We start from the raw sequence: 16,595 nt of genomic DNA on the forward strand, positions 1-16,595 counted from the left end.
AAAAAAAACAAGAAAGAAATCAAGGGGTCAGCCAGCTTGATAAAGTATAAAAAAACTAAATCAGTTGCTGACCCTTTAATCTGGACCCGGATCCTAATATCCTTCATTTAACGCGGCATAACCCGAACACTAGTGAGTGATTCCAAGGGTTCCGGTCTTGACAGGTAATAGCCCTGAACATAATCCACGCCAATCTGACGCAGGATATTAAGGGTTGCCGCGTCTTCAACAAATTCGGCAATGGTTTTTAATCCCATGATATGGCCGATGTTATTTATCGAAGCCACCATCGCTTGATCAATCCGGTTATTGGCGAGTTCCTGAATGAAAATACCATCTATTTTCAGATAATCGACTGGTAGTTGTTTGAGATAGCCGAAGGAAGACAGGCCACTGCCAAAGTCATCCAGAGCAAACTGGCAGCCTAAGCGTTTGAGTTCGGTAATGAAGCGACCGGCATTGGCTGGATCAGCGATGGCAGCTGTTTCGGTGATTTCAAAGCAAATATTATTTGCCGGTACTTGGCGTTTCTCCAGTTGTTCCTGAATTAACTGCAGACAGTCTTCGCGACCAATCGACGCTCCAGACAAGTTTATCGAGCAAAACACGGGCTGCTGGTTCTGACGAAGTTGATCGCCCATCCAGGCCAGTGTGTTGCGAATCACCCATTGGTCGATCTTGGGCATTAAACCAAAACGTTCTGCCGCTGGAATGAAAGCGCCTGGTGGAATGATTTCACCTTGTGGGCTGATCATGCGAGCCAGAATTTCATAATGCGGCATGGTGTTATCGCTGTTTTCCAGCGGAACAATCGTCTGAAAATAGAGACGGAAAAGATCTTTATCGAGCGCTTCTTGCAGTCGGCTGGCCCATTGGATCTGACCTTGACGCTCTTGGGCCTGAATGTCATCGGGCTGAAACAGATGAACTCGGTTACGCCCGAGATCCTTGGCAGCGTAGCAAGCGGCATCGGCATGGCTCAAAACTTCATCCAGGCTGCCACTGGCTTCGGTAATACTGACCAAACCGATACTGACGCCTACTGAAAACACCTGGCCTTCCCAGGAAAACCGAAAAGCGGTGACGGTTTTTCGCAGTGTCTCGGCAATGTTTAAACCCTTTTCAATAGGGCAATGGCTAAGCAATACCCCGAATTCGTCACCACCCAGTCGTGCCAGGGTATCGCTCTGACGCAGTACCGGTTTTAATAGATTTGAGAGCTGCTTTAACAGAACATCCCCGGCTCTATGTCCACAAGTGTCATTGACTAATTTGAACTGATCTAAATCCAGATAGCACAGCAGATGCTCGGCTTTGTCATGGTGAGCTTCATGGATCAGCGATTCCAAACGTTTTTCGAATTCACGGCGGTTGATGAGCCCAGTGAGCGTGTCGTGCACCGCCTGGAAAGTCAGCATCTTCTGTAAACGACTGTTTTGAGTTATGTCCTGAAGCGCCACCACCCAACCTATATTTTGGCGGTTAGTATCCAGCAAAGGGGCACAGTTGAGCTGGACTTCAAATTCTTCGCCTTTTTTGTTTTTCAGCACAAATAGACGCTTTTGGCTGGAATTCGGCGATTTATCTGAGTATTGCTGACATAATGCCGTGATTTGAATGGAAACCGATTCACTGTCCTCAATCAGAATAATTTCGTCAATTGCTTTACCGAATGCTTGTTCGGATGTGTGACCAAGCAGTTCACTCGCCATCGGGTTAAGGTAGACGATGTTGTAGGCGGAATCACAGGTCACCACAGCTTCGGTGATCGCTTCCAGTGTGACTTGGGCCAGCTCAGAATGACGATGCAGACGATCTTCCATCTTTTTTCTTTCACTGATATCCCTGAGCATAGCGCTGTATTGCACGCCTTCTTCGGTCGGACTGGCGGTGGTGGTGACTTCCAGTGTGAAAGGTTCGCTTTTACTGTTTTTGGCAATGATTTCATAAGGGCCCGGCTGTTGGCTGCTGGCCAGAGTGACAAATAATTTCTCGGGCAGAATGGCCGAAAAGGTTTGTTTATTCTGTGCATGGAGCAACACTTCAGTGGGTTGCCCTACCAACTGGTGTGCTGGCAGGCCGAATAGAATCTCTGCTCCTGGATTTGCACTGGTTACAATGCCCTGGCTGGAGAAGGTGATTACCCCATCACGCATATCTCGCACAATCAACCGGGTGCGGGTCACCATGCGATTCAAATTAGCGATAACCCGATTGTACTGAGAGGCAATCTGGCCGACTTCTGTAAATGGCTCAACCGGAACCCGCTGCTTCAGATCACCACTGCGCTCTTGCGTTTGCATGGCTGAAAGCAGATCAGTAAGTTCTGTTCTTGCACCATGTTCCGCAACATTAAGTCCTTGTTGTTCGGCTTCAAAACTGACGCGTAATGGTATGAAGCGATTCAGTAGAATGAGAAAAGTGAGGGATAGCGGGAAAATAAACAAAGCGCAGGCGAATATGCCAAGCAGTTGTACCTGTAATTGACCAGCGCGGCTTAAACCAGTATCAAGCAATTGCAAATCACCAAAAAGTGCGACGGCCAATGTGCCCCAAATACCGGCGGCTAAATGAACCGGCACAGCGGAAATGGCATCATCCAGCTGTATTCGATGCATCAATTTTTCAGCCAGAAACATCACTAACGCGCCCAAGCCACCAATTAAAGCCGCTTGCGGTGTTGAAACAACATGACAGCCAGCGGTAATGGCGACTAATCCAGCCAAAGTGCCATTAATTGTGAGTGAGGTAGTTTGACTATTATCCTGTTGCGTTTTGGATAGCAGAATCGCAATGATTCCTCCGGCAGCAGCTGCGATGATGGTGTTGACGATAATGCCGGCAATGGCGGTGGTAAAGGCCAATGTACTGCCACCATTAAAGCCAATCCAACCGATCATAAAAAACAGCATACCCAGGATCGCCAGCGGTAGGTTGCTGCCTGGAATGTTTTGTACCTGCCCGTAAATGAAACGCCCGGTACGTGGGCCGATAACAATTACTGCAGCTAATGCTACCCAGCCACCGACACTATGTACCACGGTACTGCCAGCAAAATCGGTAAACCCCATGGCTTCCAGCCAGCCAGGAGATTCATTGACTGCGCTGCTCCAGACCCAGTGACCAAATACCGGATAGAGAAACAGGCTGATGACTGCCGTAATGATGATGTAGATCACAAACCTGCTTCGTTCTGCAATGGCACCGGAAACAATCGTGGCGGCGGTGGCACAAAAAGTTAACTGGAAAAAGAAGAAACTGGCGTGCCAGAATTCGTCTCTGGAAAAATCAGCAATAAACCAGTGAGTATCGAATTTCAGGCCGTCATGGGCACCAAACATGATGCCAAAACCAAACAGCCAGAAGAGCATGGCGGCAACAATCAAATCAAAGGCGTTTTTAAGCGCGACGTTAATCGCATTTTTACTTCGGGTAAGACCAGATTCCAAACAAAGGAATCCGCCCTGCATAATCAAAACCAGCATGGCTGCGATTAACAACCACAATGTATCCAGTGCACTCATTTCAGGCATTATCAGTCTCCGAAGATGAAGGCAGCACTCTATCGGTGCGGGCGATTGGCAATGGTTAACACAATAGCGCCAGCCCGCGTTATATCGAGTGTTGTGGCTTATCAAACAGCAGAATTTGTGCCATTTCAGCTAAGTAAGAATGCAGTGAAAAGGAAAGCGGTTTAAACGAGGGGCATTACAAACAAAAGGGCCAGAGAAAATTCTCTGGCCCTTTTTTATCCCATGTAAATTGAAGGTTGGTTTATTTGATAAACAACATCTCACGGTATTTAGGCAATGGCCACAAGTCATCGGCAACTTCGGCTTCCAGGGCATCAACGTGAGCACGTACTTTCAACATTAAGCCACGGATATCGTGGGCGCAGAAATTCATGTGCGCTTCGATAGAATCAAAATCATGTTGCTTAATCGCTGTAGAAAGTTCAGCGACGGCGGCAATCATGGCGTTGGTTTCATTGGCAATTGAAAGGGCAATGGCGTTATCCATTTCAATACCCAGCTCGGCCATGCCATTATTAGCCATGGATAATTCCGCCAGATATTGTGTGGCAGCTGGGTAAATCATGGTTTTAGCCATTTCGATAACCAGTTTGGCTTCAACTTCAATCGATAAAATATATTGCTCGGCATAGACTTCAAATCGACTTTCCAGCTCGACTGGTGAAAACACACCGGTACGTGAAAACAGTCCACGGATTGATTCATCGCGCAGGTATGGCAGTGCATCAGCAGAAGTCGGCAGGTTTTTCAAACCACGTTCTTCCACCGCCATTCTGTGCCATTCAGCAGAATAACCATCGCCACCAAAGATGACATTGCCATGTTCTTCCATCAGCGTTTTCAGTACAGCTAAAACAGCGGTGGTTCTTGAGTCAGTTTTTGCCAGTTCAGCTTCCAGTTTTTCAGCAACCCATTCCAGCGAGTCAGCCAAAATGGTGTTCATCGCAACTAATGGTCCAGATACCGATTGAGATGAACCAACGGCACGGAATTCAAATCGGTTGCCGGTAAAAGCAAACGGAGAAGTACGGTTACGGTCACCCGGATCGCGTTCGAACTTGAGGATTTGAGACAGGCCCAGATCCATTTCGCCACCTTTGGTTGAAGTGGCGATTTTGCCATCTTTGATGTCCTGGAAAACTTTCTCCAATTGGTCGCCGAGATAAACAGACAAAATAGCAGGAGGCGCTTCATTGGCACCTAAACGGTGGTCATTTGATGCTGAGGCAATAACGGCACGCAATAACGGACCATATTTATGAACACCGCGGATGACCGCGCCACAGAATAATAAGAAGTTAAGGTTATCGTGTGGAGTGCTGCCTGGATCTAACAGGTTGCCTTGGGTCGCATTACCAACCGACCAGTTAACGTGTTTGCCCGAACCATTGACGCCAGCGAACGGTTTTTCATGTAACAGGCACATAAAGCCATGTTTTTTGGCAGTGCTTTTCATCAAAGTCATCATCAACTGCTGGTGGTCGGCAGCGATGTTGGCTGATTCAAAATATGGTGCGATTTCAAACTGGCCTGGCGCGACTTCATTGTGGTGTGTTTTGGCAGGAATACCCAGACGATAAAGCTGATCTTCGAAATCCTGCATGAAGATTTGTACACGCTCTGGAATCGCACCAAAGTAATGATCATCAAACTGCTGACCTTTGGCGGGTGATGCGCCAAACAGAGTGCGACCGGCTAACAATAAATCGGGGCGGGCATTGGCAAAATTGATATCGACCAGGAAGTATTCCTGCTCGGCACCACAGCTTGAATTCAGTGTCGCAATCTCTTCTTCACCCATTAACGTCAGCACTTTGCGTGCAGCTTTATCCATCGCGGCATTGGAGCGTAATAACGGGATTTTTTTATCCAGCGCTTCGCCTGTCCAAGACATGAATACGCTTGGGATCATCAATGTCGAACCATTTTCGGTGTGCATAATGAATGCCGGGCTGGTCGGATCCCAAGCCGTGTAACCCCGCGCAGCATTGGTCATGCGCAGGCTGCCGTTCGGGAATGATGAACCGTCTGGTTCGCCTTTAATCAATAAACTGCCTGAAAATTCGGTAATCGCATTACCTTCAGAATTGGTCACAATAAAACCGTCATGTTTTTCGGCGGTGATATTGGTCATCGGATAGAAAATATGTGAAAAGAATTTAACGCCTTTGGATAACGCCCAGCTCTTCATCGCTGCAGCCACCACATCCGCGACGGCTGGAGCAAGCGGAGCACCGGTTTGCACGGTTTGTTTAACCGCTTTAAAAGCCGATTTATTCAGCGCATGTTCCATTGTTGCCAGATTAAATACATCCGTTGCCCAGATCTTATCTAAAGTTTCAGGCTTTTTTACGGCGATTTTTTCGCGGTTGGTGATTTGTGAAATTGCTGACAAGCGCGACTCGTTTCCACTCATTTCGTTACCCTTTCTGCGTGATTGTTTAATTCGTGTTTTATTTTCAACACACTTTTAAGAAGCTTAATTTCGTAAAGATTGATCATGAGTAGAGCGACGAAACAGAACACGACCATTAAGTTCTTTTGTCCAACCACAGTCATAAGCAATAAGCAGTCCAATTATCATAGAAAATGTCAGATTCAGCAAAACAAGTTCAGCCGGAGGATGCAGCGTTTATAGGGCATCAGCTGGGAGCTGAAGTGCTGCCAGCCGTGAGCGAACAAGGTGCGCAACGCACCAAATTAGAGCATTAAAAGCACCTGTCAAGTTGTCGTCCCGATGTTGTTTCCGCGGCGATTGGCTATGAAACTTTGAGGAAGAAAATTAAGTGTGATGCAGTAAAAAGAAAAAGCGCTTTATCAAAGGACAGAAACAAGATCTTTTAAATATCAGAATTAATTCACGGTTTTTTTAATGCTACAGGCGGATAAGTGATCTCACAGAATAGTTTTCTGGTCGTGAATGTGTTCTCTCTCGTTCTTTATGTCAGGCTTCGGTCTGACATTTTTTTATCTGCCTGCATAAAATCTCGCTGCCAGTCCTGCTTCTCAGTAATCAGTTTTATCTGGAATGATCTGGGTCAATGACTCACAGCCTTAAAAGGTCTAGGCTGATCTTATCGCTCTCTTATTCAATATTATGAGAGCGCCATAAGTATTTATTATGAGGAGTAGATCTATGGCAACTATGATGAAAGCAGCTATTTTTATTGGGCCAGGTCGCATCGAAATTGACGATAAACCTATACCAGAAATTGGCGATAATGATGCGCTAATTAAAATTACTACCACAACCATTTGCGGGACGGATATTCATATCCTCAAAGGTGAATATCCCGTTGAAAAAGGTTTGACGATTGGGCATGAACCTGTCGGAGTGATCGAAAAACTGGGCAAAAATATTCGGGGCTATCATGAAGGGCAACGGGTTATAGCCGGCGCAATCTGTCCCGGTTTTACTTCCTATGCCTGTCAGGATGGTTATTCAGCACAGGATGGTGGATCACATTCTCATGGTTACAAACCTATGGGCGGGTGGCGGTTTGGCAATACCATTGATGGCGCACAGGCGGAATATCTTCTCGTGCCGGATGCCCAGGCGAATTTGTCACCCGTTCCAGATAATTTAACTGACGAACAGGTTTTGATGTGCCCCGATATTATGTCCACAGGTTTTGCCGGGGCTGAATCGGGAAATATTCAAATAGGTGATATTGTGGCGGTATTTGCCCAAGGCCCGATTGGCTTATGTGCCACAGCCGGGGCCAGATTAAAAGGGGCCAGTTTTATTATTGCGGTGGATGGGGTGGATGAACGGCTGGCAATCTCAAAACAAATGGGCGCAGATGTCACACTGGATTATCGAAAAGATGACGTGGTCGCCGAAATACTGAAATTGACCGGTGGACGCGGAGTCGACGTAGCAATTGAAGCCCTTGGTCAACAAAGCACTTTTGAAGCAGCGCTGCGTGTCCTGAAACCCGGCGGCACATTATCAAGTCTCGGAGTGTATTCATCTGATCTGACAATTCCACTGGATGCGTTTGCCGCAGGCTTAGGAGATCACAAAATCATCACCTCATTATGTCCGGGCGGTAAGGAACGTATGCGCCGTTTAATGGATATTATTGCCCACGGCAGGCTGGATTTAAGTGCGATGGTGACCCATCGGTTCAAACTGGAAAACATTACAGAAGCCTATGATTTATTCTCTCATCAAAGAGATGGGGTTTTAAAAGTCGCTATTGAGATCTGATCCAGCAAAATCCTGAGCTATGGCAAACAAATCCCTTTATGGAAATTTTATCTGTCGGCGTAACATATGAATCGTAAGCCAACGAAACAATCAAGAGGTGATGATCATGTGGACTAAACCAGAATATTCAGACATGCGTTTCGGTTTTGAAGTAACGATGTACATCTGCAATCGTTAAGATTTGAAACAACGCAAAATAAGAAGCCCCCGAAAGGGGGCTTTTTTATGGCTTGAAACTAGCGCTCACCCACATTAATTCACATGCGGGACTGTTAATTTGTTGATTCAATCGAGCTGGTTGACGTTATCAAAAGCTAACTTAGTTGTTAAAAAACTACCGAATTATCAGTCTGTTAGGTATAAGAAAGCCTCTCAAAACAGCATGCTTATTGGAGAAAGTCTCCATATTGACACTGGTCGGATACAGTGAGACACTCAAATCGAAAGCGCGTTGTATAGCAGTGCTGATAATACAATCTCAATTAGCAATCGCGAGTTAGTTTTTCTACTTCGTTTGACTTGCAAATATGACATCACAAGATGTCGAATACCTGTAAAACTCCCTTGCGAAAGCAAAATATCTAACCCCCAGCGTGCTTTATTTCCATCTGATTGGGTTTCTCCCAATCTAAATCCATTAGCAACAAGCAATAGACTTAATGCCAAAGGAGTACTTAATGACTAGATCTAACCGAGATTCCAATCAGAACATTCCCAGTCATGTGTCTGAAAATTTTGATAATGGCACCACCAAACAAAAACTTGAGGAAGATGCCCGTTACGCAAAGCAGGAAGTAGGTGAAGAGGCACGGAAAAAGGCCGAAGCCGGCCAACAACATGCTGCGGAAGAGGCAAACACGCTTTCTGAAGCCATTGATGCAGCCGCCGCGAATCTTGATGATAACGACCGCCACGGGCTTGCGAGTTATGCACGCGAGATGAGCGGTCTTCTTACGAAGGCGGCCAGTCAGATCGAAGACCGAAGTATTGAAGAGTTGGCGCACGATGCCAAACGCCTGGCACGAAACAATCCCACTATGTTTATGCTCGGCAGTGTTGCGGTCGGCTTTGGCTTGTCGCGTTTTTTCAAGGCGAGCGCAGAACATCAGCACGACGACGATAGTGATGCTTCCCATCGCTACGACACCCAACAAAATAATGATGTTTCCACAGGTGCGCCGGGGCAGGAGCGTGAAGAAGATTTAGGTATGACAACAACTGACTTAAATAAAAATGAAGGGAGGAAAACGGTATGAAAAAAGAACAACAGAAACCCACATCGGTTGCAGCGGAGTCGAGTCATAACAATGGTTCCGAATCAATTGCCGATCTCATCCGTGATCTCGCCAGGGACTTGTCCACGTTACTAAGTAAAGAGGTTGCGCTGGCAAAAGCTGAAGTGCGTGAATCCGTTTCAGATATGAACAAAGCAGTCGGGGCAATAGCAACTGGTGCTGTTCTGGCCATGGCCGGCGTGGTTGTCCTGCTGATGAGCGGAGTTTACGGACTTAGCAATGTTGTTGAACCCTGGCTTGCAGCATTGATCGTTGGTGCATTAGCGCTGTTGATCGGCTTCCTGATGGTCAATTCAGCCAAGAAAAAAATGAGCGCGCGAACAATGGTGCCTGATCGCACAATGGACTCGGCGAAGAAAGATAAAGAAACTTTAGAGAGGGCTGTACGATGAGCAATGCTAACGATATTCATAACGACAATGATGCAAACAAAAAACCAGAACAGTTAGAGCGTGAAGTCGACCAGGCGCGTGCGCGTCTTGACAGGACGGCTAGTGAACTTTCTGATCGGCTTTCGCCCGGAGAGCTTATTGACCAGATGCTTAGTATGACTCGTGAACATGGCGGAGACTTCGGCCGTAATCTGGGGACTCAGATCAAAAACAACCCGATGCCATTGTTGCTGACCAGTGTTGGTATCTCGTGGATGATGATGTCGGGCAAAAATCCTCCGGCACACCGCTATGACACACATAACACAGGCTCCGATAAGGTCGACAAAATCAAGGAGGCCTTTAGCGGTGCCGCTGCCAAGTCTCATGACAAGGCTGAAGCGGTCAGCGAACGCGTTCACAATGCAACCTCCCATATAAAAGGATCGGCACATAACGCTTCAGCAGATATGAAAGCGTCTGCACAAAGTGCCCGGGAATGTATTTCCGATTTCTACCAAGAGCAACCTCTGCTGGCAGGAAGCCTTGGAGTTGCTATCGGCGCGGCACTGGCAGCGTTGATTCCATCAACTCAATTCGAGGACGAAAAACTCGGTAAAGCGAGTGACCGCAGCCTTGATGCAGTCAAGTCGAAAGCGGAAGAGAAGTATGACGAGGTCCGTGAGTCAGCTCGGTCCAGTTAAAGATTAAGGCCGATGTGAGAGATGGGTCGAATGTGCCGGAAATAGTTCTACGAATGGTACGAATCGACCCATCTTTTTCTTGTTTAGCATACCCAATAGTATCTTGTCCTAAAATCGTCACGCTAGCTCACTATAAAACCACAACAGAGGTTTTTTTAGAGTTGTCTTTTGGCTTGCAAATGAAACCATTATTTAAGTTTCAGCCGTAAAAAAGCCCTCATCAATAAGAGCCTGTTTTATTATAGCGTTTGACTAGTTAATCCCCCTCTAGGTACTGAATTAATTTCAATTAAGCAAAATCCTGATTTCAGACAAGCAAATCCCCTTATGGCATTTTTGCCAGTCGGCGTACCATATAAATCGTAAGACACATAAACAACCAAGAGGTGATTATCATGTGGACTAAACCAGAATATTCAGACATGCGTTTCGGTTTCGAAGTAACGATGTATATCTGCAATCGTTAAGATTTGAAATAACGCAAAACAATAAGCCCCCGAAAGGGGGCTTTTTTGTGGATGATTTTTGGCTGTTGTGCAGGATTAATCACGCTGCAAAAGTAATGGTGCAAATCCACCACCAGGTGTCCGTAAATTGGTGGTCTGACCTCTGTAGAGCCTTGCTGCAGCGAGTAACAGAGAGCCACGATAAGTATACAAGCGTACGTCAACCTTCAGCATTTCGCGCTCGCCATCCACCAGAACTACGCGCTCTGATGGTGATACATAAGCCTGAGCGACATAGTCACTTTCAAGAATACTGGCAAACGTGCTTTTGGTCAGTTTGCTACCTCGGTAGACGCCTTTACTGCCATGGCCAGCCACGGGTTTAAAAAACCACTGTCGGCGTTGTTTCCAGAGCAATTCCTTATCACTCGCGGTGACAAGAATGGAATGAGGAATACCGATATTCAGAATTTCAGCAAATTCAGGGCTTAGTCCCCATTTAATGAGGTTCGCCTGATCTGACAGCACGGCCAAGTTACGTTTATCTGCAAACAAAGCATGTGTATGAGGATTCGGGGTGATTACTGCTCCACCTTCTAACCAGGCTGAACGCAGGGCGGCATGTTCAGAATCCTCTAGCCCAAAGTCAACCAGGCGGTTATAAACCAGATCGATTGGCTGATTGCCACCATACAAAATCCCTGATTCATAGGTGAGATCATTGGGTGAGAGAATGACGGCATCAATGCCATGTTTAATTAACAACTGCTGTGCCAGTTTGAATTCAGGATAGAGATGTTGTTCTGCAGGCGCGTTGTCGATGATGGCAATTCTCTTCGGTTGTCCGCTACCCCGCTGGGCAAGCCATTCACTTATGAACTGAGCAATTACTGCTTCATCGAAATCTTCAGCCCAGGATGCCTGAGTAGAGCTGCCACAACATTGTAGCTGGGCTCGAGTCAGTATGGCATTTAGAAAAGCGCCGCCGGCATTGGTGTTGATTTCGATAAGACGCGGCCCTTCCTCACCGAGGTGGAAATCGTAGCCCATGAAAGCACCGACAGGTCCAGGGTTATGTTGTGCAGTCTCAGGTGCCCAAGACATGACCTGTCGTTGATAATCTGGAAGCGAAGCGGATGCTTCAATTGCTTTTACAATGGCCAGCATTTGTTCCAGATCTGAACTGGGAACAAAGACCGCAACATTTGAGAAGAAGTGTTGCCTGGTCAAGCTCGACAGAATCTCGCCAGATTCATCACTTAACTGGCTGGTGAGACCATCAACCAGCGCTGACCTATCGAGTGTTACGCAGGCACATTGTTGGTTTAGTCTTGCTGATTTTGTCAGTTGTGGAGTGTTATCAGTGTCTTTCAATGCTGGCCCTCGCTTAAACGTATGATTTACATTCTTTTTTTAGGCTCGGATAACGAGTAATTTCATCAGAGAAGTTTTCTAGCATATCACTGACCAGCACATCGTCTTTTAAGGTTTTTGCAGAGAAGCTAGCTCATGGATGATAGATATTGATGTCGCTTTTATGGAAAAAAGTTTCAGGCAGAAAAAAAGGCACTTATTTCAAGTGCCTTTTTATATGGTGCCAAGTCATCTGAATGCGAATTTACATACTTTCTGCTGCAGATATTGCCTTTCTGACCAACCGTCCAGCACCGCCAGTCACATCGGCATTTTTAATCTGTTCGAGGTTCACTGGTTCACCTACGATGATCACGCCGCCCATACCCGCACCAATATGTGGTGTGCATTTGTAGACGTAAATACCTTCCTGGGTGAAGGTGCGTTGGTAATTTTCACTCATCGGTGAGTTCCATTTCTCGGCACCTTCAGGAATCAAGCCATCAATTGATTCAGAGTTATGTGTGCTCATGTTGCGCCAGGACACAGAGTCACCAGGATTAATTTTGACGACCAGCGGATTATATACTAGCCCTTCTGCAGTCACGACGTGATTTTGTGCTCCTTCGCTTTTTGGTTCATCGGCTTGAGCGGCTGTGTCAGCTGATGTCCCACTGACGTCTTCTTCAGATGCCATGGTGTTATCAGTCTGATCAAGCTCAGCGACTGGTTCATCTTCAACAACCACTTCAGCTTCCGGTTCGCTCGGTGGGGTGTCCTCAATCGCTTCTATGTTGCTCTGATTTTCGGAGCTCATCTCAGTTTCTGGGGGTTGTGTATTTTCCGAATTGTCATCGCTACCACAGGCCGTAAACAGAGTGGCAGCCGCGAACGTCATAGTCAGTGCAAGGGTAATTCTTTTCGTCTGTGTAAACGTCAAAGTTGCTTTAAACATCTTGTACTCTCCTGATAAAAAATCTTCTTATAACTTATGACAGTGACAAACTTTGTCCGTTCGGTATTACGCTAAAACTCAAAAATAATTGTATTCACCCCGTTTTACATTGCGAAGATATAAAGCAAAATCCTGAGTCCGGACAAGCAAATCACCTTATGGCATTTTTGATTGCCAGCGTAATATTTGAATCGTAAGTTAACGAAACAACTAGGAGGTGATTACCATGTGGACTAAACCAGAATATTCAGACATGCGTTTCGGTTTTGAAGTAACGATGTATATTTGTAATCGTTAAGATTTGAAACAACGCAAAACAAGAAGCCCCCGAAAGGGGGCTTTTTTGTGGCGGTGATTATGAGCCTTCACTCCATCCAATCTTTATAACTTATTCCTAATCTCAAATTTCAAGCATAAAAAAAGCACTCATAAATGAGTGCCTGATTTTATGGTGCCCGGGGCCGGAGTCGAACCGGCACAGCCGCAAAGCCGAGGGATTTTAAGTCCCTTGTGTCTACCAATTTCACCACCCGGGCAGCAAGCGGCACATTATAAACAAGATTGAACAATTGTTCATACCCATTTGCGTTATTTTTTGTTGGAAGTGGGCAAATGATAATGACTTTCGATCATTTCCCGGGTCAAAATTCCGTAAATACGGTCGATCATTGGGGTGCTTTGCCGACTTACGTAAAGCGCTTCAACCTCATGGGCATTCAGGGCTTGGTAGGCTTCATGCAGGCTGGTGTGCAGTGAAATTTTATGTACATTTCTGCGTGTGGCCGGGATTTGCATAAGATCCATTTCTGTTTCATCTTCGTTTTCTTTGATGCTCATTGCTCTGGCGAGATCGCTGGCGGGCATGAGTGAAATCGGGTTGCGTTCTTTGGTGATTAAGATCCACTCGGGGTTGTTTTCGAGTGTATGCATCGCCAGGTCGCGATTGATTTGCTGATTTAATACGGCGATATTGCGCTGCATCGCGGCGCCCACACTGATTTTGCGAAGTGTTTGCGAGATGGGATCATTACGAAAATCCAGACCCTTAACCCGCATCATGTTGACGAACAGCGGTTCCAGTTTGAAATAATCGTGCGTTACCAGGCTGGAAAAGACGATTGCGAGCATGCCGGGCAAAATGATTTCCGGATTGCCGGTGAGCTCCAGCATGGCCATTAATGCAGCAAGCGGTGCTTTTAATGTGGCCGACATCATCGCGCACATACCCAATACAGCATAGAAAGTCATCGACGACGCATAGTCGGGCAATATCAATTGACCGAAGTAGCCCAGAATCGCGCCAGCACAGGCGCCCACCACCATGGTCGGACCAATGACCCCCGCTGGAATGCCCAGGCCAACCGTGGCAGAAGATAAAAGCAGCTTGAGGATCATGATGATTACTAGCGTGCCGATGGCAATATCATTGGCAGAAATACTGCCAATAATGCCGTAGCCCATGCCCATTACCTCCGGCACCATCATGCCGCACAGACCCATTAAGATGCCGGCATATACTGGCCTTAACCAGGAGGGATGATTGGTATAGAGGTTGGTGAACAGTGTCAGGGTTTTTAATGCGATGGTTGCCAAGCCGCCAATGACGAGCCCCAGGAAAATGATATAGGGCAGCTCCCATAGTGATTGCATCTGGGCACTGAGGTTAATAAATACGGTATCGTCACCAAAGGTCAATCGGCAGACTACTGCACCGGTGACAGAAGCCAGAATCACCGGAATAAAACTGGCGATGTAATATTCCATCATGATGACTTCCATCGCGAAAATCACCCCGGCGATAGGGGTATTAAACGAAGCTGCAATGGCGGCGGCTGCGCCGGAGGCGACCAGTACCCGGACACTGTTATTGGGCAGTTCCAGTCCATTGGCTAATAAACTGCCACTGGCGGCACCCAGATGCACGCCGGGTCCTTCACGGCCCACCGAGTGGCCGGTAATGATGGCGATACTGGTACCGAGGAATTGGCGAACGGCATTTTGCCAGGGAAGACGACCTTCATAGGCTGACAGTCGTTCGATAACGTGAAGAATGCCGGTGGTGCGTTGTTCTTGATTTAATCCGTAAAACAATAATCCAATGAGCAGGCCGCCAAGAATCGGCAGACCTAACAGGCCCCACCAGGGCAGGCTGGCAAAACCCTCGACTTCGCCGGATGGCAATAACAGCATTTGCCCTTGTTCAATGGTGAGCCGCAGCAGAATAATGGCAAGGCTTGCCAATAGCCCGGTGATAACGGCCAGCACATAAAGCTTGACGCCCAATCTACCAAATATGAAGTACTGTCGGATTTTTTCCAGCATCAGCCCTATATAACTTTGGAAAATCGCTGTTTTGCCTGTTGACTGTATTTATCGAACACCATGCAGATATTACGTATTAACAGGCGTCCAGCGGGTAAAACCACAATGGATTTCCAGTTATACTGCAACAGTCCATCTTCGGCAAATTGTTCGAGCTGTGGATAGGCATCTGCAAAATAATCTTTAAACTGAATCGCATAATCGTGTTCGATATCTGCCAGATTTAATTCAAAATCACAGATAAGCCGAGTGATGATATTGCGACGCAGTTTGTCATCTTCAGAGAGACTCAGACCTCGCATCAATGGCAGCTGATTTTGTTTAAGCAATGCGTCATATTCGGTCAGTGTTTTCACATTTTGAGCGTATGCATCGCCAATATGTCCGATAGCGGTAATGCCAAAGCCAATCAGGTCACATTCGGCATGAGTGGCATAACCTTGAAAATTGCGGTGCAGTCGATTTTGTTGTTGAGCCAGGCTTAATTCATCATCGGGTTTGGCAAAGTGGTCCATTCCAATATAACGATAACCGGCCTGAGTTAATTTGTTAATCGAGAGCTGCAAGAGGCTCAGCTTTTGCTCGGCTGAAGGTAAGTCTTCACTTTTAATCTGACGCTGTGTTTTAAACAGACTGGGCATATGTGCATAGTTAAATAAGGAGATGCGATCCGGATCGGCGGCGATGATTTTATCCAGAGTGGTATTAAAACCAGCTAGCGTTTGTCGTGGCAGGCCGTAAATCAAATCGACACTAATTGAGCGAAATTGATGCTGCCGGGCGGCGTCAATTACAGCTAATGTTTCAGCTTCAGATTGAATGCGATTAACGGCTTTTTGCACTAATGGATCAAAATCCTGAACACCTAGACTGATGCGGTTAAACCCAATGCTTTTTAAAAGTTTTATGGTGTTTGCATTAGCTTCACGGGGATCAATTTCAATTGATATATCTGCATCATCGGCAATGTGAAAGTAACGACGGGTTTGCTGCATGAGCTCGTGCATCTGCTGCTCACTGATAAACGTTGGCGTTCCGCCACCCCAATGTAACTGGGTTACTGTTCTGCTGCTATCAATCAATGTGGATTTAAGGGCCAGTTCTTTGTAGAGGTTTTCCAGATACGGTACGGCATGGTCGCGATTTTTGGTAACGATTTTGTTGCAGGCACAGTAAAAACAGACGGTATCGCAAAACGGTATATGAAAATATAAAGACAGTGGTCCACCCGATTGATTGGATAGCTCGGCATGATGGATAAAGTCCTGAGATTGAAAATTTTCTTGGAATTCCAATGCCGTCGGATAAGAGGTATATCGGGGGCCGGCGGTATCGTATTTCTGGATCAGCTGGCGGTTCATAATCATTTGATTTTGCATCGCAAAGTCCTGTTAAACAGTGTG

General features: G+C 46.5%; 14 protein-coding genes and 1 tRNA gene. 8 read left to right on the plus strand and 7 right to left on the minus strand.

Going from position 1 to position 16,595, the window contains the following annotated elements:
* Positions 1-107: 107 nt before the first annotated feature.
* Complete coding sequence (gene amt, locus LGT40_RS07260) at positions 108-3,533, minus strand: ammonium transporter (protein ID WP_226076406.1); 3,426 nt, start codon at positions 3,531-3,533, stop codon at positions 108-110.
* A gap of 241 nt (positions 3,534-3,774) precedes the next feature.
* A complete protein-coding gene (locus tag LGT40_RS07265) occupies positions 3,775-5,949 on the minus strand; it encodes a glutamine synthetase III family protein (RefSeq protein WP_226076409.1) in 2,175 nt (724 codons plus the stop codon).
* A gap of 173 nt (positions 5,950-6,122) precedes the next feature.
* Between LGT40_RS07265 and LGT40_RS16195 the strand changes: the two genes are divergently transcribed.
* From LGT40_RS16195 to pqqA (LGT40_RS07295), 7 genes are all read left to right on the plus strand, one after another.
* Positions 6,123-6,245 (plus strand): hypothetical protein, encoded by a 123-nt coding sequence (locus LGT40_RS16195; protein WP_264177845.1) that lies wholly within the window; start codon positions 6,123-6,125, stop codon positions 6,243-6,245.
* 424 nt (positions 6,246-6,669) lie between these two features.
* Positions 6,670-7,746 carry an NAD(P)-dependent alcohol dehydrogenase gene (locus LGT40_RS07270; protein WP_226076412.1) on the plus strand — a complete coding sequence of 359 codons (1,077 nt, stop codon included), beginning with the start codon at positions 6,670-6,672 and terminating at the stop codon, positions 7,744-7,746.
* Positions 7,747-7,852: 106 nt separating this feature from the next.
* Entirely contained in the window at positions 7,853-7,924 is a 72-nt protein-coding gene (pqqA, locus tag LGT40_RS07275) for a pyrroloquinoline quinone precursor peptide PqqA (RefSeq protein ID WP_081443609.1), read from the plus strand.
* Between the two features lie 499 nt (positions 7,925-8,423).
* Positions 8,424-9,002 (plus strand): hypothetical protein, encoded by a 579-nt coding sequence (locus LGT40_RS07280; protein WP_226076414.1) that lies wholly within the window; start codon positions 8,424-8,426, stop codon positions 9,000-9,002.
* On the plus strand, positions 8,999-9,433 hold the full coding sequence (locus tag LGT40_RS07285; RefSeq protein WP_226076417.1) for a phage holin family protein: 435 nt from the start codon (positions 8,999-9,001) through the stop codon (positions 9,431-9,433). The genes LGT40_RS07280 and LGT40_RS07285 overlap by 4 nt, the downstream gene beginning before the upstream one ends.
* Positions 9,430-10,116: a DUF3618 domain-containing protein gene (locus tag LGT40_RS07290; protein ID WP_226076420.1), complete on the plus strand. Its 687-nt coding sequence runs from the start codon at positions 9,430-9,432 to the stop codon at positions 10,114-10,116. The genes LGT40_RS07285 and LGT40_RS07290 overlap by 4 nt, the downstream gene beginning before the upstream one ends.
* Before the next feature lie 395 nt (positions 10,117-10,511).
* Positions 10,512-10,583 carry a pyrroloquinoline quinone precursor peptide PqqA gene (gene pqqA / locus LGT40_RS07295; protein WP_081443609.1) on the plus strand — a complete coding sequence of 24 codons (72 nt, stop codon included), beginning with the start codon at positions 10,512-10,514 and terminating at the stop codon, positions 10,581-10,583.
* A gap of 75 nt (positions 10,584-10,658) precedes the next feature.
* Here the strand turns inward: pqqA (LGT40_RS07295) and LGT40_RS07300 are convergent, their stop codons facing one another.
* Positions 10,659-11,936: an ATP-grasp domain-containing protein gene (locus LGT40_RS07300; RefSeq protein WP_226076433.1), complete on the minus strand. Its 1,278-nt coding sequence runs from the start codon at positions 11,934-11,936 to the stop codon at positions 10,659-10,661.
* Between the two features lie 244 nt (positions 11,937-12,180).
* Positions 12,181-12,870 (minus strand): plastocyanin/azurin family copper-binding protein, encoded by a 690-nt coding sequence (locus LGT40_RS07305; protein WP_226076435.1) that lies wholly within the window; start codon positions 12,868-12,870, stop codon positions 12,181-12,183.
* A gap of 226 nt (positions 12,871-13,096) precedes the next feature.
* Between LGT40_RS07305 and pqqA (LGT40_RS07310) the strand changes: the two genes are divergently transcribed.
* Positions 13,097-13,168, plus strand: coding sequence for a pyrroloquinoline quinone precursor peptide PqqA (gene pqqA, locus LGT40_RS07310; protein WP_081443609.1), 72 nt, complete (start codon positions 13,097-13,099; stop codon positions 13,166-13,168).
* A gap of 151 nt (positions 13,169-13,319) precedes the next feature.
* Here the strand turns inward: pqqA (LGT40_RS07310) and LGT40_RS07315 are convergent.
* The 3 genes from LGT40_RS07315 to hemN all read right to left on the minus strand — a co-directional run bounded on the left by LGT40_RS07315 (position 13,320) and on the right by hemN (position 16,571).
* Positions 13,320-13,406, minus strand: a tRNA-Leu gene (locus LGT40_RS07315).
* 52 nt (positions 13,407-13,458) lie between these two features.
* On the minus strand, positions 13,459-15,192 hold the full coding sequence (locus LGT40_RS07320; RefSeq protein ID WP_226076437.1) for a chloride channel protein: 1,734 nt from the start codon (positions 15,190-15,192) through the stop codon (positions 13,459-13,461).
* Between the two features lie 5 nt (positions 15,193-15,197).
* A complete protein-coding gene (gene hemN, locus LGT40_RS07325; protein WP_226076443.1) occupies positions 15,198-16,571 on the minus strand; it encodes an oxygen-independent coproporphyrinogen III oxidase in 1,374 nt (457 codons plus the stop codon).
* Between the last annotated feature and the right edge of the window lie 24 nt (positions 16,572-16,595).

Source organism: Methylophaga pinxianii, from assembly GCF_020447225.1.
Lineage (GTDB): Bacteria > Pseudomonadota > Gammaproteobacteria > Nitrosococcales > Methylophagaceae > Methylophaga > Methylophaga pinxianii.